This is a genomic window from Rhodococcus sp. IEGM 1302 (assembly GCF_030056935.1).
Classification (GTDB): Bacteria; Actinomycetota; Actinomycetes; order Mycobacteriales; family Mycobacteriaceae; genus Rhodococcus_F; species Rhodococcus_F qingshengii.
This window is the reverse complement of record NZ_JASHKY010000002.1, coordinates 1-21917: the sequence shown is the minus strand read 5'-3', so window position 1 is coordinate 21917 and position 21917 is coordinate 1. Positions and strand designations below refer to the sequence as shown.

The window sequence follows — 21917 nt, the reverse complement described above, 5'->3', positions numbered from 1 at the left end:
CAGAAAATTGGATCGAGTCTCGCTCAGTGGAATCGGTTAAGTTGCAGGCCTCAACAGTCAGGTAAACCGACCCTGGCCAGCGGTTACCTTCGTGGACAGCAGACCAGCCGGTCTAGTCCCGGTCGAGCGTCGCTTCCTCGAGATCGAGCTCGCGAAGCACCTTCCGGAGGACCTCGTCGTCGATCCGGCCGGCATCGCGTTCGGCGATGAAGACGCCTCGCTCGGCATCGATCATCTCGAGGCGCAGCGAGCGGAAGGCGTTCGACGGGCTCTCCCCCAGATCCTCGTCGCTGCGTCCCAGTCGCTCCCACGCCGAGTTCGCGCGGTGGGTGTTCCAGCTTCGCAAGATGTCCGCGGCACGATTGCGGACCTGAGGGACGTCGTCGGCGTCGGCTCCGACCAATTCGTCCAGCCGCGCCGCAGCGGCCCGTGCAGCCTTGTCCTGGGCTGCCGCCTCGGCGCGGGCGTCGGACTGCTCTTCGTCCCCCTGCACGCCGAGGACACGGATCACCCACGGCAACGTCAGGCCGTGCAGCAACAGTGTGCCGACCACGACGACAAACGTCAGGAAGAGGATCAGCGAACGGCCCGGGAAGTCCTCCCCACTGTTGACCGTCAGCGGAATGGCGAAGGCAGCTGCCAGCGACACGACCCCTCGCATACCGGCCCACGACACGACGAACACCGCCCGCGCCGAAATCTCCGGCTCCCTCGCTCGAATACGCGGCGACAGCCAGCGCGGTACGTACGTGAACGGGAACACCCAGGCGATTCGGACCACCACGACGGTCACGAGAACGGCAACCGACGCCCAGACGACGATCGAAGTGCTGTACCCCTGCAATCCGTTGACGACACTGGGCAATTGGAGACCGATCAACAGGAAGACGAACGACTCCAGGATCAGGTCGACGGCCCTCCACACTGCCGTGTCCTGCAAACGCGTCGCATAACTCGCGCGGGTGGAGCGCTGGCCGAGGAACAATCCGGCTACGACGACCGCGATGACGCCCGACGCGTGGACCTCTTCCGCAGCGAGGTAGGTGAAGAACGGCACCACCAATCCGATTCCGCTCTCCATCACCGGATCCTGGAGCTTGCCGCGAACCTTCGAGATGACGAACCCCACCGCGAGGCCGATCACCGTTCCACCGACCGCCGCGACGAGGAAGGTCTCGAAGCCGCCGATCAGCGTCGCACCCGTACCGACGGCAGCCGCGAGAGCGACCTTGTACGCCGTCAGAGCGGTGGCGTCGTTGAGCAGGCTCTCCCCGCCCAGCAGGGTCATGATCCGGCGCGGCAGGCCGAGCTTGCGTCCGATTGCGCTCGCGGACACCGCGTCCGGCGGCGCCACGATGGCGCCGAGAACCAGAGCAGCCGCTATCGAGAACTCCGGCACGATCAGGAAGGCGACAAAGCCCACCGCAGCCGTCGTCGCCAGCGGAAGCCCCACCGCGAGAAATCCGATCGGACGCAGATTCGAGCGCAAAGCCAGGTATGAACTGTCCAGTGCTGCCGAGTACAGAAGTGGAGGCAACACGACGAACAGGACGAGGTCGGGATCGAGTTCCAATTCCGGAACACCCGGTATCTGACAGGCGATCAAACCGACCAGGACGAGGATCAGCGGCGAAGACAGCCCGAACCTTCGCGCGACCGCCGCCACCAGCAACGCCGCTACTACAACCCCCAGTAATATGCCGTTCACCCTGGCAGCATGCAGTATGGAAGGCGATGAAGAAAATCCTGAAGCGAGCAACAGCTCGCACACAGCAGCCCGCACCCGCTCCCACCGGTTGCGAGGAACTAACCAACGCGCCCGAAACGGACCCGGCGGCGCTGACGCCCGGCGTCTGCCAGGAGTGCGCCGAGTTGGGTGAGGATAACTGGTCTCACCTGCGCATGTGCCTGTCCTGCGGCCACGTCGGATGCTGCGATTCCAGCCCTCATCAGCACGCCACCAACCACTACCGCGAAACCGGGCACCCGGTCATGCGCTCACACGAGCCCGGCGAATCCTGGCGCTGGTGCTACGTCCACGACCTGATGGACTGACCGCGCGCGACTGGCAGTGCACTGCGCATAGTGCCCACCTGTCACGGCGCACAGCCCTCGGTGTTGCGCACATTGCTCAATCCACCGGGTAGCTATTGCTCAATCTGTATGCCGATGATGGACTTTGACGCAGAATCTGCACAACAGATCGACAGGTGCGGCTGGACTTTGCCGCACCGAACGGTTCGGCCTCAGGAAGTCCTGCCAAACATCACAACCACATCGTCGGCCCCACGATCTGGGGTACAGGCGGTGCGGTGATCGATGTCCACTACTGAAGGCAGGACCGGCCGTGAACAGCCCCAACATCGACCAGAACGCTCCCGAGTCACTGGCGGAGATCGAGAAGCGCGTTCTGTGGTTGTCGACCGCGATGATCCATCACGCCAACCGTGTCCGTCCGAATCCCAGCGGGCTCAAGGTCGGCGGCCATCAGGCCTCGTGCGCGTCGATGGTCTCGATCATGACGTCCCTGTGGTTCGGCCAACTTCGTTCCGGCGACCGGGTTTCCGTCAAGCCGCATGCGGCGCCGGTGCTCCACGGCATCAACTATCTGCTCGGTGAACTCGACGAGTCCTACCTGACGACTCTGCGCGAATTCGGGGGCCTGCAGAGCTACCCGAGTAGATCGAAAGATCCTGATCCGGTGGATTATTCGACCGGTTCGGTGGGCATCGGCGCGACGGCTCCCATCTGGGGCGCCATCGCTCGCCGATACGTCGACGCCTCCCTCGGCGGCGCCGGAACCGGGCGTCAGTACTCCCTGGTCGGTGACGCCGAACTCGACGAGGGCGCTGTGTGGGAAGCAGTTCTCGATCATTCGGTTGCCGAACTGGGTGAGATCGTGTGGATAGTCGACCTCAACCGCCAATCACTCGACCGGGTGGTGCCGAACATCGCGGCAACCCGCCTGGAGCGCATGTTCTCGGGTGCCGGCTGGCAGGTCATCACCGTGAAGTCGGTGCGCTGCTGGAATCACTGTTCACCCGGCCGGGCGGCACCGCGTTGCGCGAACGAATCCTGGACATGCCGAATCCGGAGTATCAGCGTCTGCTGCGATGCACGGCCGACGAGGTACGTCTGAGACTGCCCGGCGACGCGGCGGACGCCGACGCGATCACGGCGCTGATCGACGACCTCGACGACGCCACGGTGCTCGAGGCCATCCGCAATCTCGGTGGCCACGACCTCGACGCTCTGCGAGAGGCGTACGCACAGATCGACGACACCCGTCCCACCGTGATCATCGCGTACACGATCAAGGGTCGGGGTCTGCCGACGCAGGGTCATCCGCAGAACCACTCGTCGCTGCTCACCGCCGAGCAGTTCGAGCACCTGGCGGCGGAACTCGGCATGGATCCGTCGAAGCCCTGGGAACGGTTCGAGACCGACAGCCCGTCCGGCCGCATCTGCGCCGAAACCGCTGGGCGCCTGACTCGCCCGAAGGTGGAGCATCTGGTGCCCCCGGCAGTTCCGAAAGACATCGGCCGTACGCCCTCCGGCACGTCCACCACTCAGGCAGCTCTCGGCCGGGTACTACTCGACCTGAGCCGCGAAGCGCCGGACGCCGCGAAACGTGTTGTCACACTGAGCCCGGACGTCAGTTCCACCACCAACCTCGCAGGCTGGCTGAACAAGGTCGGGGTCTGGTCCCCCGACGAGCGGCACAACTGGTTTGCCGACGACGCCGAAACGATCATGCACTGGCGTGAGAAGCCCACCGGTCAGCACATGGAACTCGGTATCGCCGAGACCAACCTGGTCGGACTGATGGGCGAACTCGGTGCAACCTGGAGTCGTTGGGGCCAGCCACTCTTCCCTATCGGCGTGATGTACGACCCCTTCATCGAGCGGGCTCTCGAACCGTGGTCGTACGGCATCTACGCCGGTGGACAGTCGATCATGGTCGGCACTCCGTCGGGCGTCACCTTGGCCGCCGAAGGTGGTGCGCACCAGTCGATCAAGACCCCGTCCATCGGACTGGAACAGCCGGGTTGCACCAGTTTCGAACCGGCATTCGCCGTCGACGTGGAGTGGACGCTCCTCGACAGCATCGGACGCCTGGGCCGACCGGACGGCAGCTCGTCGTACCTGCGCCTGTCGACCCGTCCGGTCGATCAGGCCCTGGCCGCGGTACCGACCGATCCGGCTGCGCGAGAACGCCGTCGACGTCAGGTGGTGGCCGGCGCGTACACACTGCGGCACAACCCTGATCCGGCCGTCACCCTGGTCGGCATGGGTGCCACTGTCACCGAAACACTGGTCGCAGCCGAAAGACTGGGCGAGCAGGGCATTTCCGCCGACGTCGTCTGCGTGACCAGCCCCGGCTTGCTCTTCGAAGCACTCCAGTCTCGGCGCGGTCTCGCGGACGGTCCGTCGTGGATCCTGGATCAGGTCTTTCCGAGTAGCCGGTCCGCGCCGATGGTGACCGTTCTCGACGGGCACCCGCACACCCTCGCGTTCCTGACGGGAATCAACAACGTTCCGGGTGCTGCGCTCGGAGTGAGCCGGTTCGGTCAGGTCGGTTCGCTCGAGGACGTCTACCGATACCACGGCCTCGACTCCGACAGCATCGTCCGCGCTGCCCTCGATCTCACTTCTTGATCTATCCCACTCTCTGATGCCGAGAAGCGTCCCCGCAGGGACGCTTCTCGGGTCCATTCAGTCATTCAGGTGTCTAGTTCTTCCAGGCCTTGTCGAAGAACATGATTCCGTCCAGGCTCTGCTGAATGCCGTGGACGTTCTGTCCCCACACACCGAGCCACGGGGTGTTGCCGTAAACCTGCCACGGCACAACCTCATTGGCGCGCTCCTGGATCTTGGCGAGCACCTCGATCTTCGAGTCGGTCGACGTCGCGACACCCAATTGATCGAGCAGCGTATCCATCTCGGGGTCGGAGAAGCTCGTGGCGTTGTTCCGTCCACCCGACTTGAGATTGGAGTACAGACGCTCGAAAGGATCGGCTTCCGCGAGGCTGGCGGAACCTGTTGCCATGTCGAAGTCGCGGTCGGCGTACAAACGCTTGACGACGTCGGCAACCGAGTTGACGTACTCGATCTGGAAATCGAATCCGACGGCGTTGGCCATCGACTGCAGTGCGAGAGCCATCGCCTGCGCCGAATTCTCCTGCAGCGTCAGGTATGTGATCTTGCCGTCGTAACCGTCGGCCTTGGCCTCGTCGAGAAGCTGCTTCGCCTTGGCGGTGTCGACGCCGATCGGAGCGACGTCGTTATGCCAGCGGGAGGTGTCCTGGAAGATGACCTGTCCGGGCAGACCCTTGCCCTCGTTGAGTCGGTTGTCGAGTGCGACGGGATCGGTTGCGAGCGCCAATGCCTGACGGATGCGCACGTCGGCACCGGGACGACCGGGTGCCGTGTTGACCAGCGACAGGTACGACAGCGACGGAATGTCGACGAAGCCCGGGTAGCCGGAGTCGATCAGATCCAGCACGTTCGGTAGCGAACGCATGTATGCGACGTCCGTGCCGCCGCTCTTGAGCGATTCGGTGGTGGACTGCGAACCGACGATGCTGATCAACCGCAGCTTGTCCACGTTCGGGGCACCGTCGAAGTAGTCCTCCCGAGCGTCGAGGATCAATTCCTCGTTGGGAGCGAACTTCTCGAGGGTGAAGGCACCCGCGCCGATCGGGGTGAACTGATCACCTTGCTGGGCGCTCGGCGCGACGATCATGCCGGGGCCCGTCGAGAGCAGTGACTCGATACCGGTCCACGGGTCGACGAGATTGAAGACGACCGTCGACGGATCCGGAGTGTCGACCGACGCGACCTTCGACGCGTACAGACTCGACTGCGGTCCCTTGTTGGTGACGTAGCGATTGAGGCTCGCCGAGACGGCCGCCGAATCCACCGGCGTCCCGTCGCTGAACTTCACACCGTCACGCAGTTCGAGGGTCCACGTCTTGAAGTCGGAACTCGGCTCCATCGACTCTGCGAGCTTCGGAACGAATTCCTTGGACGCCGGGTCGTACCGCAGGAGCGTGTCGTAGATCGCGCCCAACTCCGAACCGGCGACCGAACCGGCGATCTGAGTCTTCGCCGGATCGAGATTGGTGACGGCGGAGTACCCGCTGAACGTGAGGGTGCCGCCCTTGACCGGATCGCCCTCGCCGGACTGCTCGTTGACCGGGCCGATGGACAATCCCGAACCGGAGTCCGGTGCGTCGCCGCTCCCACCCCCGTTCCCGCTGTCAGCGCACGACGAGACGAACAGGCCGGCGGAGACTGCCAGCGCGACGGCGGCAACCTTGCGGTGACCGCGCCGAGAACTGCGACTCATTCAAAACCTCCAGGTCAGAAACTGTGATGTGAAGCATTGTCGAGACAGTTTGTGACTTAAGGCACAGGTATTAGTCGCAGGTCCCGCTCAGTGGAATGAAGCGCGACGATTGGTCAGTTTTCGAGCGACATTCGCAGGTCAGACCCTTAGCGAAGGTCAGGAATTCATTCTGATTCAGGCGCCTTTCAACGGATGAATCGCCGGAGCGCCGTCGAGAAGTGGTCCGGCAGCGGCCAGCGCGGCCTGCAGATGCGGGGACTGCATGTGAGCGTCCAACTCCTCCTGCCCGCGCCAAGTTTCGATCGTGACGAACGTGCCGGGCGCAGCCGCTGACTCGAACAACTCGTACGACACACAGCCGTCCTCGGACCGACTCGCCTCCGCGAGAGTTGTCAGAGCCGATCGGACGTCGTCCTCGGAACCGGACTTGGCCGGGATGGTTGCAACTACACGAAGCTCGCTCATCGGATACCTTTCGCAGAGGGGAAGTCAGCTAGAGACACACGCCACAAACGTACACACGAAAAGGGCAACCAATGGGGCTACTCAAGGACGTCACCGGCTGGCGACGCGGAACGAAGTTGCAGCGTCGACTGCGCGATCTCACCGGCACGCTGGTGGTGATCACCGGTGCGGGCAGCGGCATCGGGCGTGAAACGGCCCTCGCCTTCGCCGCCCAGGGAGCTATCGTCGTAGTCTCCGACATCAATCTCGAAAGCGCGCAGGACACTGCGGCACTTGTAAACATCCCTTCGCAAGCCGGCGGCGCCGAAGCAGTGTTCGGTGGCGGTGCCCACGCCTATCAGGTGGACGTGTCCGACGAACAGGCCGTGATTCGGTTCGCGGAGACCGTCGCGGCACATCACGGCGTACCGGACATCGTCGTCAACAACGCCGGAATCGGGTTCTCCGGGACATTCGCCGACACCGAGCAGCGCCAGTTCGAGCGCGTCATGGACATCAACTTCTGGGGAGTTGTCTACGGCTGCCGGGCATTCACCCCGATGATGATCGACCGCGGAACAGGAGGGCACGTCGTCAACCTGTCCTCGGCCGCCGCGTACACACCACAGAAGGCCCTCACCGCGTATTCGACAAGCAAAGCAGCGGTATTCATGCTCTCGGATTGCCTACGGGCAGAGCTGCTTCCACACGGCATCGGCGTCAGCACCATCTGTCCCGGCCTCGTTCACACGAACATCCTCAAGACCACCGAGTTCGCCGGGACGACCGCCGAGGAGCAGCTCGAGAACCAGACCAAGGTCGACAACTTCTACCGCAAGCGGAACTTCACTCCTGATCGAGTGGCCAGTGCCATCGTGAAAGCAGTTCGCACGAACAAGGCCGTCGTACCCGTGACCGTCGAAGCCAAGCTCGGACGCACCATCAGCCGGTTGTCTCCCGGGTCGATGCGCGTCGGAGCTCGGTTCGAGATCTAGGTCAGCTTCCGAAACTCAGGCTGCCCGTGAAACCCTGCTGCACATCGGCTTCCGAGCGGGGAAGAACCTCGTAGGTGCTGGCGTACTGGCCACTGAAACCGGTGACGGTGATCGGGCGTCCGACGGCGACGGCATCGACGTCGATTCCCGTCTGTGTGTTGACGAAGATGACGGTGTTTCCCTCGGCGCCCGAGACCAGGATCTTGTGGCCGTACGGCAGATCGTCGACGACGGGTCCGCTCACGATTCCGGACACCGTCACGAGACGACCTTCGCTGCCCTCACCGATTGCATTGAGGGGCAGTCGCGCCGGGCTGATCTGGGAGGTCGTGCCGATTACCTCGACGGCAGTCGGGCGGACGACGAGCAGGCCTTCCTGATCCGCGAGGACTCCGGTGACCTGAACCCGATCGCCGAGAGCAATCCCGGAGTTGTCCGGATCGCTGATGTAGATGCCCGAATTGCCGCTCTGGAGACCAAAGCCCTTGTCGTAGAAGCTGGATTCGAACACTCCCGACGGCGTTGTCGCGGTTCCCACGACGGTGACCGTCGTTCCGATGGCCTTCGCACGGGCTGCCGCAATGGAGTCCGCGGACACCTCACCGACAACTGCCGCCGGCTCCGCCGTCGCTGCAGTACCGACAAACATGGTGGCTGCGGCCGCAACTGCCAGTGCCATCACACCCCGGCGCAGGACCGGACCGGCAAGAACGCTGTCTCGAAACATGTTTGAGGACTCCCCTGTGATTTCGTGGCCGCGCAGGTGCTCCTGATGGAGTGCCGCCTTCGCCCACCCTGAGGCACAGGTTATTACAGGTCGGACGCCGCAGCGGTGGTGACATTCCGTCACCACCGCTGCGTCTAGGCTTCCGATTTTTCAGGAACCGGAGCTTCCGGACGAACCGCTCGAGCCACTGGAACCGCTGGATCCTGTTCCGCCGCCGAGATCGTCGAGAGGATCGCTACCGGTGAGGCCGCCCGGGTACAGGTAGGCGTCGGAGATCGTGCTGAGCGAGGTTCCGGACGTGGCCGGTACCTTTGCTCGCCAGTTGACGATCGGGTTCAGCACTCCGAACGGTCCGCAACCACTGGCGGCGGGCAGCGCGAAGCCGGTTGCCTCGTTCCCGACCGGGCTCACCTTCAGTGCATTGTCCGGCAGCACCGTGTAGGTCGGTACCACCGACGGGTCAGGCGCGAGACGAAGATTCACCGGCGCCGCCGCGGAACCCAGGTAGCAGTTGTCACCGAGGAACGCGTTGTTGATCTTCATCCGCACCGGGATGCTCAGATCCATGTCGGTGATGATTCCGTTGAGGGTCGGCGCAGCCGTTGCCTCCACTTCGGCCGTTACTGCGGCCAGGCCGAAGAGATTGCCGAACGGAAGATCGATTCCCAGGACTCCACCCGGAACGGTCAACGGCTTGGAGTAGACACCGTGGTGTCCGTCGTCGCGCGGGAGAAGAACGGTGGACTCACCTTCACCGGAGCCGGCCTCGGCGGCGATGATCATGTCGCCTTTTCCGATCGGGAGGTTGAAGCCGTTGTTGTCGAAGGTTCCGCTCTGAACCACAACCGACACACAGGATTCGGCAGTAGCCGGACACACTGCGGCGCCCGGTACCGAATTGTCGACCGGGTCCTGAGCCGAGGCCATCGGCGCTGCGAACGCGAGGACCGCACCTGCGGTACCTGCAATGACGGCCACGCGCGTGCTGAGACGTCTGTTGCCGTTCTTGTGAGATTTCTGCACTGATTTCTCCCTGCCGTTTATGTGATGGGGGACGAAACTCGCAGTCATTGCTTGTGTTTCGACCGCCGCCGACAAGGTCTTCGCGGTGTGCTCCTACTCACAAGTAACAACTGAACAGATGTATATCACAGGACTTCGACTTAAAAACAGGGCAAAAGGGAGTTTCCTTAAAACGGACAAAATAAGCGGTACGGTGTGTAACACTCACGGGTGATGAACACGAACAGACTGGTCCTCTGCGTCGCGGCAGCGGGCCTACTCCTCAGCGGCTGCAGCAGCCAGTCCGACAGCGACGCATCGGAATCCACTTCTGCGGCCACCAGCACGTCGGTTGCGGCGACGTCGAGTTCGACTGCCCCCAGTTCGCTCCCCGAATTGCCGACCAGCCCACTCGCCGCACCTGCGGAAGCAGCGCCGAGCATCGTCGAATCGACTCCGCCGGCGGTGTCACTACCGGTAGCGCCTCCGGCGAACGCACCGATCGACGCACGCTCACCGGAAGAGATCGTCGCGAACGCGGGCGAGAAGGGACAGCGGTACATCGCCGCTCTGCGTCTGGCCGGGATCCCGCCCGCCGGAATGGATTCCGCCGAGATCCTCTACGCCGACGGCACCTGCAAGGCGCTCGCTGACGGTATGCCTCGGTCCGAAGTGCTGGCGGAGTTCAACTCCGTCGGCGAGGTGTACTCACAGATCACGCCGATGTCCTCGCAGCGCGTTGCCGAGATCTACGTCGACACGGCGGAGCAGACGTACTGCTGATCAGGCCTTGCCGGCCAACCAGCCGTGCAGCCAGGATGTAGCCGAATTGCCTGCGCCGTCAACGACGTAACGCGTGTAGTCGGTGTGGACCTGCGAGCCGTAGAAGTCGACCAACTGATCGATGCGCCGCGAGTTCGCGCCCGGATCGAGCTGGGCCATCAAAGCGGGGAGACCGCCTGCGGTGATCAGATCATTGACGATCACGGCGGCCTCGTCGCGCAGCGCGAGCGCACTGGCCGGAGTGGGATCGGACGCCTGAGCCATGAATCCGGCCAGACGCATCACGAAATCGTCCTTCGGCGTCGAGCAGTACAGGTCACCGACCGCGCAGAGCGTCACCGTTTTGCCTGACAGCCAACCGAATCCACCGATGCGAGGGCCGCTGGCACCGTTACCGCCGACAGCGGGGCCGATCAGGACGTCGGACTCGGAACGACGGGGATCGGACAGCAAGCCGACGCCCTCGACGCGAGTCGGGGGGACCACGCCGATGCCGGTTCCGATCTCGGCGGCGAGATCGCCTGCCGCGTCCGCGCCCTGGCTGTATCCGACGATGGCGAAGCGAGTGTCACCGCACGAGGCGGCCATGGCGCCGATCATGCCGCGGGCATTGTCGACGGCCTGCTGCTTCGACTTGGCGTAGACGTTGGACTCCCACGGGAAGGCCGTCGCCGAGTAGGTGACGTAATCGGTGCGTACGGAGCCCGGAAGCCCGTTGGTCACCGGAGCGAGCATGCCGGCGCCGGGCCTGGTGCCCGAGGGCTCCCAGGTTCCCGGGATGGCCACGACGTACAGGCTGGGGCAGGGATCAGCCGACGCCACGGGAGCACTGACAACCGGTACCACTACTGCCGCAGCAAGTGCCGACAACACCGCAACGAGACGCCTCGCACGCATGAAACTCCCCTGTTTTACCTTCAGCAACCCATACACCACTATCGGTGCTCCGGAATCATACTGTCTGGGCGTTGTGTCTGTCCGATGCACGATTGATGAAGGTTTGTTACAGATCTTGCGAATTGCTTGCAGAAACAAAGCCGCACCCCACCGAATGCGGTGGGGTGCGGTTTTGTGAGAGCCTCTAGCGCTGCGGAGCCGCTGTCGGGTGGATCGGTGACGGAAGGGCCGTGACACCCTCGAGGTAGGTGTCCACAGCGGCTGCTGCGGAACGTCCCTCGGCGATGGCCCAGACGATCAGGGACTGACCGCGGCCCATGTCACCGGCGACGAACACGCCGTCGACGTTGGTGTTCCACTTCGACGTGCGGGCGACGTTGCCGCGCTCGTTCAAGTCGACACCGAGATCGGTGAGCAGACCCGGCTTCTCGGGACCGACGAAGCCCATTGCCAGGAGCACGAGATCGGCTTCGAGCTCGAAGTCCGAGCCCTCCACCTTCTCGAAGCGACCCGACTTCATCTCGACCTCGTGAGCCTTGAGTCCGGTGACCTTGCCGTTTTCACCGACGAAGTTCTCGGTGTTGACGGAGAACAGACGCTCGCCGCCCTCCTCGTGAGCCGAAGCCACGCGGAACATGAGCGGGTACGTCGGCCACGGAGTCTGCTCGGCGCGAGTCTCCGGCGGACGCGGCATGATCTCGAACTGGTGGACGCTGGCCGCACCCTGACGGTGCGAGGTGCCGAGGCAGTCCGCTCCGGTGTCGCCGCCGCCGATGATGACAACCTTCTTGCCCTCAGCGGTGATGGTGGGAGCGTCGAGGTCACCCAACTGCACGCGGTTGGCGATCGGCAGGAACTCCATCGCCTGGTGGATGCCGTCCAGTTCGCGGCCCGGGATCGGAAGATCGCGAGCTGCGGTGGCGCCGCCGGCCAGAACCACTGCGTCGAACTGCTCACGCAGCTCGTCCGCGGTGATGTCCACGCCGACATTGACGTTGGTCTTGAAGACGGTGCCTTCGGCTTCCATCTGCTCGAGACGGCGGTCGATGTGCCGCTTCTCCATCTTGAACTCGGGGATGCCGTAGCGCAGCAGGCCGCCGATGCGGTCTGCCCGCTCGAAGACCGTCACTGCGTGACCGGCGCGGGTCAGCTGCTGCGCTGCAGCCAGACCGGCCGGACCACTGCCGACAACCGCAACCTTCTTGTTGGTGGCGTGCGCGGCGCGAACCGGCTTGACCCACCCTTCGTCGAAGGCCTTGTCGATGATCTCGACCTCGACCTGCTTGATGGTGACCGGATCCTGGTTGATGCCCAGGACACAGGACGCCTCACAGGGTGCGGGGCACAGACGACCGGTGAACTCCGGGAAGTTGTTGGTCGCGTGCAGACGCTCGATGGCGTCGTGCCAGTGGTCCTTGTAGACCAGGTCGTTCCACTCGGGAATCAAGTTTCCGAGAGGGCAACCGTTGTGGCAGAAAGGAATTCCGCAGTCCATGCAACGGCTGGCCTGGGTCTTGAGGGTTTCCTTCGGGAACTCCTCGTAGACCTCTTTCCAGTCGAGCAGGCGCAACGGCACCGGCCGGCGAACCGGAAGTTCGCGCGACGTGTGCTTCAGGAAGCCGCTTGGATCACCCACGAGCTGCCTCCATAACTGCCTCGTCCACGTTCTTGCCATCCTTCTCTGCGGCCGCGATGGCCAAAAGAACCTTCTTGTAGTCGCGGGGCATCACCTTTGCGAAGTGACCCACCTGCTGCGACCAGTCAGCGAGGATGCGCGTGGCAACCTCGGAGCCGGTTTCGTCGCGATGACGTTCGATGGCGCCCTTCAACCAGGTGAAGTCGTCGCCCGAAAGATCCTCGAGGTCCACCAGTTCGGTGTTGAGGTTCTTCTCGAATGCCTTGTCGGGGTTGTAGATGTACGCGACGCCACCGGACATGCCGGCGCCGAAGTTACGTCCGGTGGCTCCGAGGATGACCACCTTTCCACCCGTCATGTACTCGCAACCATGATCGCCCACACCCTCGACGACGGCAGTGGCGCCGGAGTTACGGACTGCGAAGCGTTCGCCGACGACACCGCGAAGCAGAGCCTCGCCGCTGGTGGCGCCGAACAGGATGACGTTGCCACCGATGATGTTGTCCTCGGCGACAAAGCCTTCCGCTGCATCGAGCGGCGGGCGTACGACGATGCGTCCACCCGAGAGGCCCTTGCCGACGAAGTCGTTGGCGTCGCCGTGCAGGCGCAAGGTCATACCGCTGGGCACGAAAGCACCGAAGCTGTTACCGGCGGAACCGGTGAACGTGATGTCGATGGTGCCGTCGGGCAAGCCCTCTCCACCGAACGCCTTGGTGACCTCGTGGCCGAGCATGGTGCCGACCGTGCGGTTGACGTTGGTGATCGCGGACTCGAAGGAGACCGCCTCACCCTTGTCGAGTGCGTTGCGGGCCGAAACGATCAACTGCTGATCGAGTGCCTTGTCGAGACCGTGATCCTGCGTGCCGGTGCAGTGGACGTCCTGGTCCATGAACGCGGACTCGACCTGGGTGAGGATCGGCGACAGATCGAGATTGCCTGCCTTGCTTCCCTTCCAGTGATCGAGAGCGCGCGTGGTGTCCAGCATGTCGACCTGGCCGACGGCTTCGAGCAGCGTGCGGAAACCGAGTTCCGCGAGAAGCTCGCGAACCTCTTCGGCGATGAACATGAAGAAGTTCTCGACGAATTCCGGCTTGCCACTGAAACGCTGACGCAGCAACGGGTTCTGCGTCGCGACACCGACGGGGCAGGTGTCGAGGTGGCAGACGCGCATCATGATGCAGCCCGAGACAACCAGCGGTGCGGTGGCGAAACCGAACTCCTCGCCGCCGAGCAGGGCAGCGACGACGACGTCGCGACCCGTCTTGAGCTGGCCGTCGACCTGCACGACGATGCGGTCACGGAGACCGTTGAGCAGCAACGTCTGCTGGGTCTCGGCGAGGCCGAGTTCCCACGGTGCGCCCGCGTGCTTGACGGAGGTCAGCGGGGTGGCACCGGTGCCGCCGTCGTGACCGGAGATCAGAACGACGTCGGCATGTGCCTTGGAGACACCGGCCGCGACGGTTCCGACGCCGACCTCGGAGACCAGCTTCACGTGGATGCGGGCCTGCGGGTTGGCGTTCTTCAGGTCGTGGATCAGCTGAGCGAGATCCTCGATCGAGTAGATGTCGTGGTGCGGCGGCGGCGAAATCAGCCCGACGCCAGGCGTGGAGTGCCGAACCTCGGCCACCCACGGGTACACCTTGTGAGCCGGAAGCTGGCCGCCCTCACCGGGCTTGGCTCCCTGCGCCATCTTGATCTGGATGTCGGTGCAGTTGCTCAGGTAGTGCGAGGTGACACCGAAGCGTCCCGACGCGACCTGCTTGATGGCACTGCGACGCAGATCGCCGTTCTCGTCCGGCGTGAAGCGCGACGGATGTTCGCCGCCCTCACCGGAATTGGAGCGGGCGCCCAGACGGTTCATCGCGATGGCGAGAGTCTCGTGAGCCTCGGCGGAGATGGAGCCGTAGCTCATCGCACCCGTCGAGAAACGCTTGACGATCTCGCTGGCCGGCTCGACCTCGTCGATCGAGATCGACGGCCGCTTGCCGATGTTGAAGTCGAACAGACCACGCAGAGCGGCAAGGCGCTCCGACTGGTCGTTGACCATGGTCGTGTACTCCTTGAACACCTCGTACTGACCTGTGCGAGTTGCGTGCTGGAGCTTGAAGACGGTGTCCGGGTTGAACAGGTGGTACTCGCCTTCACGACGCCACTGGTACTCGCCGCCGACCTCGAGCTCGCGGTGAGCGCGCTCTTCGGGGCGATCGAGGTATGCGACGGCGTGACGTGCCTGGACGTCGGCTGCGATCTGGTCGAGGCCGATGCCACCGAGCTGCGACTGCAGACCGGTGAAGTACTCGTCCGTCAGCTCCTGCGAGAGGCCGATGACCTGGAACAACTGAGCACCGGTGTACGACGCGAGCGTCGAGATGCCCATCTTGGACATCACCTTCAGGACACCCTTGCCGGCTGCCTTGATGTAGTTCGCGATGCCCTTCTCGAGGGTCAGACCCTCGAGCTCGCCGTTCTGCAGGAACTCGTCGATGGTCTCGAAAGCCATGTACGGGTTGACCGCTGCGGCACCGAAGCCGATGAGGAGCGCCATGTGGTGCACCTCGCGGGCGTCGCCGGCCTCGACGATGAGACCGACCTTGGTGCGCGACTTCTCACGAACCAGGTGGTGGTGCACGGCCGAGGTGAGGAGCAGCGACGGGATCGGCGCGTAGTCCTCGGTGGACTCACGGTCCGAGAGCACGACGATGCGTGCGCCACCCTCGATTGCCTGCGAGACCTGGTACTTGATGCCCTCGAGCGCACGACGGATACCGTCGCCGCCTTCCTTGACGGGGTACAGGCCGCGGATCACGACGCTGCGGAAGCCCGGGAATTCGCCGTCGTCGTTGACGTGAACGAGCTTCGACAGGTCGTCGTTGTGCAGGATCGGCTGCGGGAGCGCAATCTGCTTGCAGGAGTCCGCATTCGGGTGCAGCAGGTCACCCTCGGGGCCGATGGTCGCGCCGAGGCTGGTGACAACCTCTTCACGGATCGCGTCGAGAGGCGGGTTGGTGACCTGAGCGAAGAGCTGCGAGAAGTAGTCGAACAGCATCCGTGGACGTGACGAGAGCACGGCGATCGGAGTGTCGGTACCCATCGAGCCCAGTGCCTCGGCACCGGAGAGTGCCATCGGCTTGACCAGCAGGTTGACCTCTTCGTTGGTGAAACCGAAGAGCTGCTGACGCAGCACGACGCGCTCGTGCGACATGTACGTGTACGGACGGTCCGGCAGGTCGTCCATGTGGATCAGACCTTCGTCGATCCACTGCTGGTACGGGTGCTCGGCAGCGAGTTCGTTCTTCAGTTCCTCGTCGCTGATGACCCGGCCCTGCGCAGTGTCCACGAGGAACATGCGGCCGGGCTGGAGGCGGACCTTGCGGACCACGGTGGACGGATCGATCGGCAGAACGCCGACCTCCGACGCCATGACGACGAGGCCGTCTTCGGTGATCCACAGACGCGACGGACGCAGACCGTTGCGGTCCAGCACGGCGCCGATGACGGTGCCGTCGGTGAAGCACACCGACGCCGGTCCGTCCCAGGGCTCCATGAGTGCCGAGTGGTACTCGTAGAACGCCCGACGTGCGGGGTCCATGCTCTCGTGCTTCTCCCAGGCTTCCGGGATCATCATGAGAACCGCGTGCGGGAGGCTGCGGCCGGCGAGGTGCAGCATCTCGAGCACCTCGTCGAAACGAGCGGTGTCACTGGCGCCCTGGGTGCAGATCGGGAAGATCTTGTCCAGGTTCTCGCGGCCGCCGAAGACGTCACTGTCGATCAGGGACTCGCGAGCGCGCATCCAGTTCTCGTTGCCGGTGACGGTGTTGATCTCACCGTTGTGAGCGACCCGGCGGAACGGGTGCGCCAGCGGCCACGACGGGAACGTGTTGGTGGAGAAGCGCGAGTGGACCAGGCCCAGTGCGCTCTCGACACGATCGTCCTGCAGATCGAGGTAGAAACCCTTGAGCTGCGGGGTGGTGAGCATGCCCTTGTAGACGAACGTCTGGCCGGACAGGCTGGGGAAGTACACGGTCTCGCTACCCGGGCCACCCTTGCCGGCGCCTTCGGAGCCGAGTTCGTGCTCGGTGCGCTTACGCACCACGTATGCACGACGCTCGAGATCCATGCCGGTGTACTTGTCACCCTCGGAGCCGATGAAGATCTGACGGAACGTCGGCATCGCGTCGCGCGCCAATGCGCCAAGCGAGGAGTCGTCGGTTCCGACCTCGCGCCAGCCGAGAACCTTCAGGCCCTCTTCGACGACGATCTTCTCGACTGCAGCAGCAGCCTCGTGTGCATCGGCGTCGCCCTGCGGGAGGAATGCGATACCGGTTGCGTACGCGCCTTCGGCGGGCAGCGCGAAGTCCACGACAGCTCGGAAGAACTTGTCGGGAACCTGCAGCAGAATGCCCGCACCGTCACCCGTGTTGGGTTCTGATCCGGCAGCGCCGCGATGCTCGAGGTTGACCAGAGCGGTGATCGCCTTTTCGACGATGTCCCTGCTGCGGCGACCATGCATGTCGACAACAAATGCGACTCCACAGGAGTCGTGCTCATTGGACGGGTGATAGAGGCCCTGGGGGCCTGGAAGTTGCTTCATACCCAGCCTTCGTATGCCATAAAGATGCACCGACGACCAGCAGCGCTGATGGCCATCAACTTGCAATGCAAGTCCTTCAAAGCACCGACACGACGATGTGTTCGGTACCACCGAAGTAGCCGCCCTGCGCAGACGCGATGGTGTGCGTTCTGCCACCCGGCGACGTGAGTCTTCGGTCGGTTGAAACTTTTGTGAGTCAACCGTGTAACGAAAACGATAATTCAGAACCCCGGCACGGGCGCAACTAAGGTAGCCCTATAATTGCTCTGAACTGCGGCGATGCAGGGAGCCAGAAGGCCCCTCGACAGATTTCGGAGCTGCGTCTGTGCAGAGAAGTTCCGATTCACAGGATACCGAATCCGCAGGAAACAGGCGCGATGGGCGATGAATGCAACAACTGGCCGCAGCGATAAGAATCAGCTGCGGCCAGTGCGCCTCGAACTGTAACAAAAGTTGATCGATCAACCAAGGTCTAGGCCTGAATTGTTTGCTCGCAGAATGCCATCGCTGTAATTTCCGTAGGCTCACCCTTGAGAAGACGGGTGGCGAAGAGCAAATGACAACAGCAGTAGTGGTAGGCAGTGGTCCCAACGGTCTCGCGGCGGCGATCGAACTCGCCCGCGCCGGAATCGACGTCCATGTCATCGAGGGTGCGGACAAGATCGGCGGTGGCACCCGCAGTAGCGAATACATAGTCGACGGACTCGTCCACGACGATTGCTCCGCCTTCCATCCCACGGCCTTGGCTTCTCCCTACTTCAAGGAACTCGATCGCGAATTCGGGCTCGCCAAGCATGGCCTGACGTGGCTGTGGCCCGAGATCGATCTGGTCCATCCACTCGACGACGGCACCGCCGGGGTTCTGTGGCGTGACATCAACCGGACCGCTGACGAATTGGGTGCCGACGGTAAGAGGTGGCTCGACGTCTTCGGATACCTCGCCGAGAACTTCGACGAGTTGGTGCAGGACGTCTTCAAGCCGATCGTCCACGTCCCGAAGCACCCGCTGATGCTCGCCCGTTTCGGGACGGGCGCTCTGCTTCCCGCGACGGGTTTCGCGCGGATGTTCAAGACTCCACAGGGGCGGGCGCTGTTCGGCGGCGTCGCGGCGCACATGTTCGGGACGCTCACCCTTCCACTCTCCAGTGCTGTCGGCTCGATGCTCACAGCGGCCGCTCATGCTCACGGTTGGCCTGTGGCGCAGGGTGGTTCAGGATCAATTGCTGCGGCGCTCGCGTCGATTCTGCGCAGCCTCGGTGGCACCATCGAAACCGGGAACTGGGTCACCAACTACTCCCAGATCGCCGGTTACGACATCGTCATGCTCGACATCGCCCCCGACGCGGCCGGTCGTCTGCTCGACGGCCGGCAGCCCGACCGCATTGCCCGGGCCTACCGCAAATTCCGCTACGGCACCGCCGCGTACAAGGTCGACTACGCCGTGCGTGGTGACTCCGACGGGAGCGTCGTGCCGTGGACGAATCCGCACGCCCGCAAGGCCGGCACCCTGCACCTGTCCGGGACGATTTCGCAAACTGCTGCTGTCGAACGCCAGACCGTCCGGGGTCAGATGCCGGACAAGCCCTTCATTCTGTTGGGCCAGCAGTTCTTGGCCGACCCCTCCCGTTCCGTCGGAGACATCCACCCAGTGTGGGCGTATGCGCATGTGCCGCACGGCTATCCGGGTGACGCCACCGATGCGATCACGCGTCAGATCGAGCGGTTTGCGCCGGGGTTCCGGGACCGGATCGTGGGCATCCACGTGCGCAATGTGCCGCAAATGCAGGCCTACAACCCCAACTACGTGGGCGGCGACATCTCCGCGGGGGCGAACACTGCGCGGCAGATCATCGCGCGCCCCCGGTTCGGGCTCGACCCCTATGCCACCGGCGCCCCGGGCGTGTACCTCTGCTCGTCCGCAACTCCCCCGGGCGGCGGGGTCCACGGGATGGGTGGGTTCAATGCTGCGCGGGCGGCGCTGAAAGCTCGGGGTTGAGGCGTCCCCGATGGGGACGACATTTCGGACAACGCCTTCGGAGGAGTCCCTGACTCAGCCGGCCCACACGGACGAAACGAAGATGCCCGGCCCAGTGGCCGCAGCGAACCCACGACAGAGCAACTAATGGCATGAGACGCAGAACATGCATTGCTGGTCAGGCACCTCGCTGTTGGTGTCGAACTACCCCGCTCCGACCTCGAGGGATTCCGCGACAAGAGTGCGGATGCTGCGGATTCCCATGCTGTCGAGCTCGCGCTGAGCTGCCTCGATCTGGTCAAGTCCGGCGGCTGCCCCCGGACCGGTGCCGATGACAACCCAGATGCCAGATGACGGACGTGGCTACGGCTTGCTCAAGTGCGACGCGGTAGTGGGTTGCCGCATCGGCACCGATGACATCGGTTCGCGACAAGCGCGAGGGTGGTCGGTGAGAGCGATCATCACGACGGAATTGGCGGGGACGAATCCGAGCAATGCCGGGATTGCGGCCAAGACATCGGTGGCGGTCCTCAAACGGATGTTCTGCATGTCGTTCCCCTTGCTGTGAAAGTGACCGGGCCTCGTGCCCCGCCAATTCTTTTCGCCTTCTGGCAAAGGAGAATCGCGTCGGCATGAAGGGCCGGAGTGCCACCCCTGGGCCGAGAAAATTTTGACGGGAGCTTGCGAGTGGCGAAAATTTCTCGGAGCCATCGGCCGGCGCTTGCGCCGCGAGGGGTTGCGCGCAGGTCACCGCCGACGAGAATCGGAAGGCCAGAAGGAGAAACAAATCAATGTTCTTCACAGAACGGAGCGCAGCGGAGTTCATGTCGGGGGACACCGAAGGTGGCCGGCCGCCGGGCAGGCGTCACCTTTCCGCCGGCAGCGTGCAGTCGCGGCACTCCCACTGACCACCGACGCGGGTACAGGTGCGGCGTTGCTCGCACCGCCAGCACCGTTGATTGCGTCGGCTCAACACCTGACCTCCGGTCGCGGCGGGCCGTGGGTAGTCAGAGTCCTCGGCGCGCTCTCGCTCGGATACGGGCCTGATCATGTCTCCGAAAATGCGGCGGCACTCCGAGCAGATCTCTCCGACCTCGGCCACGATGTTCGAGCATCCCGCGAGAACGCATCCCGTGAACATCTGCGGATCCACCATCGTCTCTGCCTTCGCGGCATTCACCATCGGAATCGGATTCCGTGCGGTGCAGCGGCGCGCTCGACTCGGCCGTAAACCCGATTCACCCGTGAGGGTGCGATCTGTCCGGCGTCGTAGGCGCGGCGGGTCGCGACGGCGAGCAGGGCGACGGCTTCGCGAGCGGTCACTTCGTGCGCGAAGGTGAGCCACCCGATTTCGGCTTGCATCCCTACCGCGCTCGTGGCGGCGGTGATCTTTGCGGTCAGTGTCTCGAGGATCTCGGGGGCCGCCATTCCTGAGGGTGTGATCGCGGGGTACGCGGCGTCGATGGTGTTGCTGTACATCGTGTCGGCGCGCAGCTCGTCGGTCGTGGTGCTCATGTCGTTGCCCTTTCGTAGACTTTCGGGTGCGACACCGGGCGGTCTCCTACCGCCCGGTATCGCACCTGTGTTCGGGGCGCTGGCGTCTATGCGGCTGCGGTGTCCTCGGCATCCTCGGCGTCGGGTTCGAGTGCCTCGGCGAGAGTGTGGACTGTCGCCAGGACTGCGCGGGCTGTGTCGGTGATGACCTCGAGGTCTCCGTTTCCCCATCCGGCGATGTAGCCGATGCTGTAATCGGTGGTATCCAGTCCGAGCAGTCCGGCCAGGACGTAGGCGACTGATTCGGCTTCCACTTCGGCGCGGCCTCGGTGCAGCTCGGCGGGCGCGATGTCTCCGCTGGCGTGCATGAGCGCGTGGGTGGCTTCGTGAATCATCGTTTTAGCGGCTTGGGCGTCGCTGATCGTGTCGTCGACGATGATGCGGCGCGATCCGTCGAGGCTGGTTCGGCCGTTCGATTCTCCGGCGATGTGCTCGCGGGTGACGGTCCATCCCTGCTCGGTCATCACGTCCGCGATGCGGGTGTAGATCGCGGCGGGGTCTTCGCCTTCAAGTCGGGTGATGATGGTGTCGGCGGCTGCTGCGGGGTGTCCTTCGATCGGGTCGGTTTGGGCGATGTCGAACACGGACAGGATCGGGAACCTTGCTGCGCGGCAGGTGGTTTCCTCGCCGGTCTCGGTGTCGGTGTCGGTTTCGGTTTCGGTTTCGGTTTCGGTGATCTTCTTGGTCGAGTAGCCGAAAATCTTGATCGACTTTTCGCCCTTGCGGACCTGGCGTCCAAGTTCTTGCCACTTGCGGAATCCGGCGACCTGGCTGGCGTCCGGGGCCTGCGAGAAAATCAACATGACGTTGTTGAAGCTGTAGGAGTGGAACGCTGTGCGGCGGTCAGGTAGGCGGCCCATGCGTCGGTGTCGGTGAGCTGGGCGACTTTCGCGGTGATGCTCTCGTGCAGTGCGGCGGCCTGCTCGCGTCGTGCCGCGCTCTTGTCTGCCGTGGTCTTCGC

At 63.9% G+C, this 21917-nt stretch carries 16 protein-coding genes and 1 pseudogene; 5 read left to right on the top strand and 12 right to left on the bottom strand.

The features are described 5' to 3' along the window. Positions 1 to 112: 112 nt before the first annotated feature. On the bottom strand, positions 113 to 1708 hold the full coding sequence (locus QM609_RS04775; protein ID WP_050656378.1) for a Na+/H+ antiporter: 1596 nt from the start codon (positions 1706 to 1708) through the stop codon (positions 113 to 115). A 26-nt stretch (positions 1709 to 1734) separates the two neighbouring features. Between QM609_RS04775 and QM609_RS04770 the strand changes: the two genes are divergently transcribed. After that, positions 1735 to 2055 (top strand): UBP-type zinc finger domain-containing protein, encoded by a 321-nt coding sequence (locus QM609_RS04770; RefSeq protein WP_076948833.1) that lies wholly within the window; start codon positions 1735 to 1737, stop codon positions 2053 to 2055. A 292-nt stretch (positions 2056 to 2347) separates the two neighbouring features. Next, positions 2348 to 4659: pseudogene (locus QM609_RS04765) on the top strand (thiamine pyrophosphate-binding protein). 73 nt (positions 4660 to 4732) lie between these two features. On the opposite strand, the gene QM609_RS04760 reads toward QM609_RS04765, so the two are convergent. Together QM609_RS04760 and QM609_RS04755 are read right to left on the bottom strand one after the other, a co-directional pair. Then, positions 4733 to 6352 carry an ABC transporter substrate-binding protein gene (locus tag QM609_RS04760; protein WP_042453342.1) on the bottom strand — a complete coding sequence of 540 codons (1620 nt, stop codon included), beginning with the start codon at positions 6350 to 6352 and terminating at the stop codon, positions 4733 to 4735. 174 nt (positions 6353 to 6526) lie between these two features. After that, a complete protein-coding gene (locus tag QM609_RS04755) occupies positions 6527 to 6817 on the bottom strand; it encodes a putative quinol monooxygenase (protein ID WP_003943546.1) in 291 nt (96 codons plus the stop codon). A 71-nt stretch (positions 6818 to 6888) separates the two neighbouring features. On the opposite strand from QM609_RS04755, the gene QM609_RS04750 reads away from it, so the two are divergent. Further along, complete coding sequence (locus QM609_RS04750) at positions 6889 to 7791, top strand: SDR family NAD(P)-dependent oxidoreductase (RefSeq protein ID WP_003943614.1); 903 nt, start codon at positions 6889 to 6891, stop codon at positions 7789 to 7791. A gap of 1 nt (position 7792) precedes the next feature. Here the strand turns inward: QM609_RS04750 and QM609_RS04745 are convergent, their stop codons facing one another. Next, complete coding sequence (locus QM609_RS04745) at positions 7793 to 8518, bottom strand: single stranded DNA-binding domain-containing protein (protein ID WP_050656376.1); 726 nt, start codon at positions 8516 to 8518, stop codon at positions 7793 to 7795. A gap of 150 nt (positions 8519 to 8668) precedes the next feature. Next, on the bottom strand, positions 8669 to 9541 hold the full coding sequence (locus QM609_RS04740; RefSeq protein ID WP_050656375.1) for a hypothetical protein: 873 nt from the start codon (positions 9539 to 9541) through the stop codon (positions 8669 to 8671). Between the two features lie 213 nt (positions 9542 to 9754). Here QM609_RS04740 and QM609_RS04735 point away from each other — a divergent pair, with 213 nt between their 5' ends. After that, positions 9755 to 10303, top strand: coding sequence for a DUF732 domain-containing protein (locus tag QM609_RS04735; protein ID WP_050656374.1), 549 nt, complete (start codon positions 9755 to 9757; stop codon positions 10301 to 10303). On the opposite strand, the gene QM609_RS04730 is transcribed toward QM609_RS04735, so the two are convergent. The 3 genes from QM609_RS04730 to gltB all read right to left on the bottom strand — a co-directional run bounded on the left by QM609_RS04730 (position 10304) and on the right by gltB (position 17427). Then, positions 10304 to 11200 carry a cutinase family protein gene (locus QM609_RS04730; protein ID WP_007735797.1) on the bottom strand — a complete coding sequence of 299 codons (897 nt, stop codon included), beginning with the start codon at positions 11198 to 11200 and terminating at the stop codon, positions 10304 to 10306. Between the two features lie 184 nt (positions 11201 to 11384). Further along, positions 11385 to 12836, bottom strand: coding sequence for a glutamate synthase subunit beta (locus tag QM609_RS04725; RefSeq protein ID WP_003943594.1), 1452 nt, complete (start codon positions 12834 to 12836; stop codon positions 11385 to 11387). Next, positions 12829 to 17427 carry a glutamate synthase large subunit gene (gene gltB / locus QM609_RS04720; protein WP_031332633.1) on the bottom strand — a complete coding sequence of 1533 codons (4599 nt, stop codon included), beginning with the start codon at positions 17425 to 17427 and terminating at the stop codon, positions 12829 to 12831. The genes QM609_RS04725 and gltB overlap by 8 nt, the downstream gene beginning before the upstream one ends. Positions 17428 to 17983: 556 nt before the next feature. Between gltB and QM609_RS04715 the strand changes: the two genes are divergently transcribed. Then, on the top strand, positions 17984 to 19423 hold the full coding sequence (locus QM609_RS04715) for a phytoene desaturase family protein (RefSeq protein WP_050656373.1): 1440 nt from the start codon (positions 17984 to 17986) through the stop codon (positions 19421 to 19423). A 342-nt stretch (positions 19424 to 19765) separates the two neighbouring features. On the opposite strand, the gene QM609_RS04710 is transcribed toward QM609_RS04715, so the two are convergent. The 4 genes from QM609_RS04710 to QM609_RS04695 all read right to left on the bottom strand — a co-directional run bounded on the left by QM609_RS04710 (position 19766) and on the right by QM609_RS04695 (position 21816). Further along, entirely contained in the window at positions 19766 to 19951 is a 186-nt protein-coding gene (locus tag QM609_RS04710) for a DUF4192 family protein (RefSeq protein ID WP_228232351.1), read from the bottom strand. 316 nt (positions 19952 to 20267) lie between these two features. After that, the gene (locus QM609_RS04705; protein WP_050656371.1) at positions 20268 to 20585 is read right to left on the bottom strand and encodes a hypothetical protein; all 318 of its coding nucleotides are present in this window, start codon (positions 20583 to 20585) and stop codon (positions 20268 to 20270) included. Next, positions 20579 to 20917, bottom strand: a complete 339-nt coding sequence (locus QM609_RS04700) for a hypothetical protein (RefSeq protein WP_050656370.1) — start codon at positions 20915 to 20917, stop codon at positions 20579 to 20581. The genes QM609_RS04705 and QM609_RS04700 overlap by 7 nt, the downstream gene beginning before the upstream one ends. A gap of 86 nt (positions 20918 to 21003) precedes the next feature. Further along, a complete protein-coding gene (locus QM609_RS04695) occupies positions 21004 to 21816 on the bottom strand; it encodes an ArdC-like ssDNA-binding domain-containing protein (protein ID WP_228232350.1) in 813 nt (270 codons plus the stop codon). Positions 21817 to 21917: the final 101 nt, after the last annotated feature.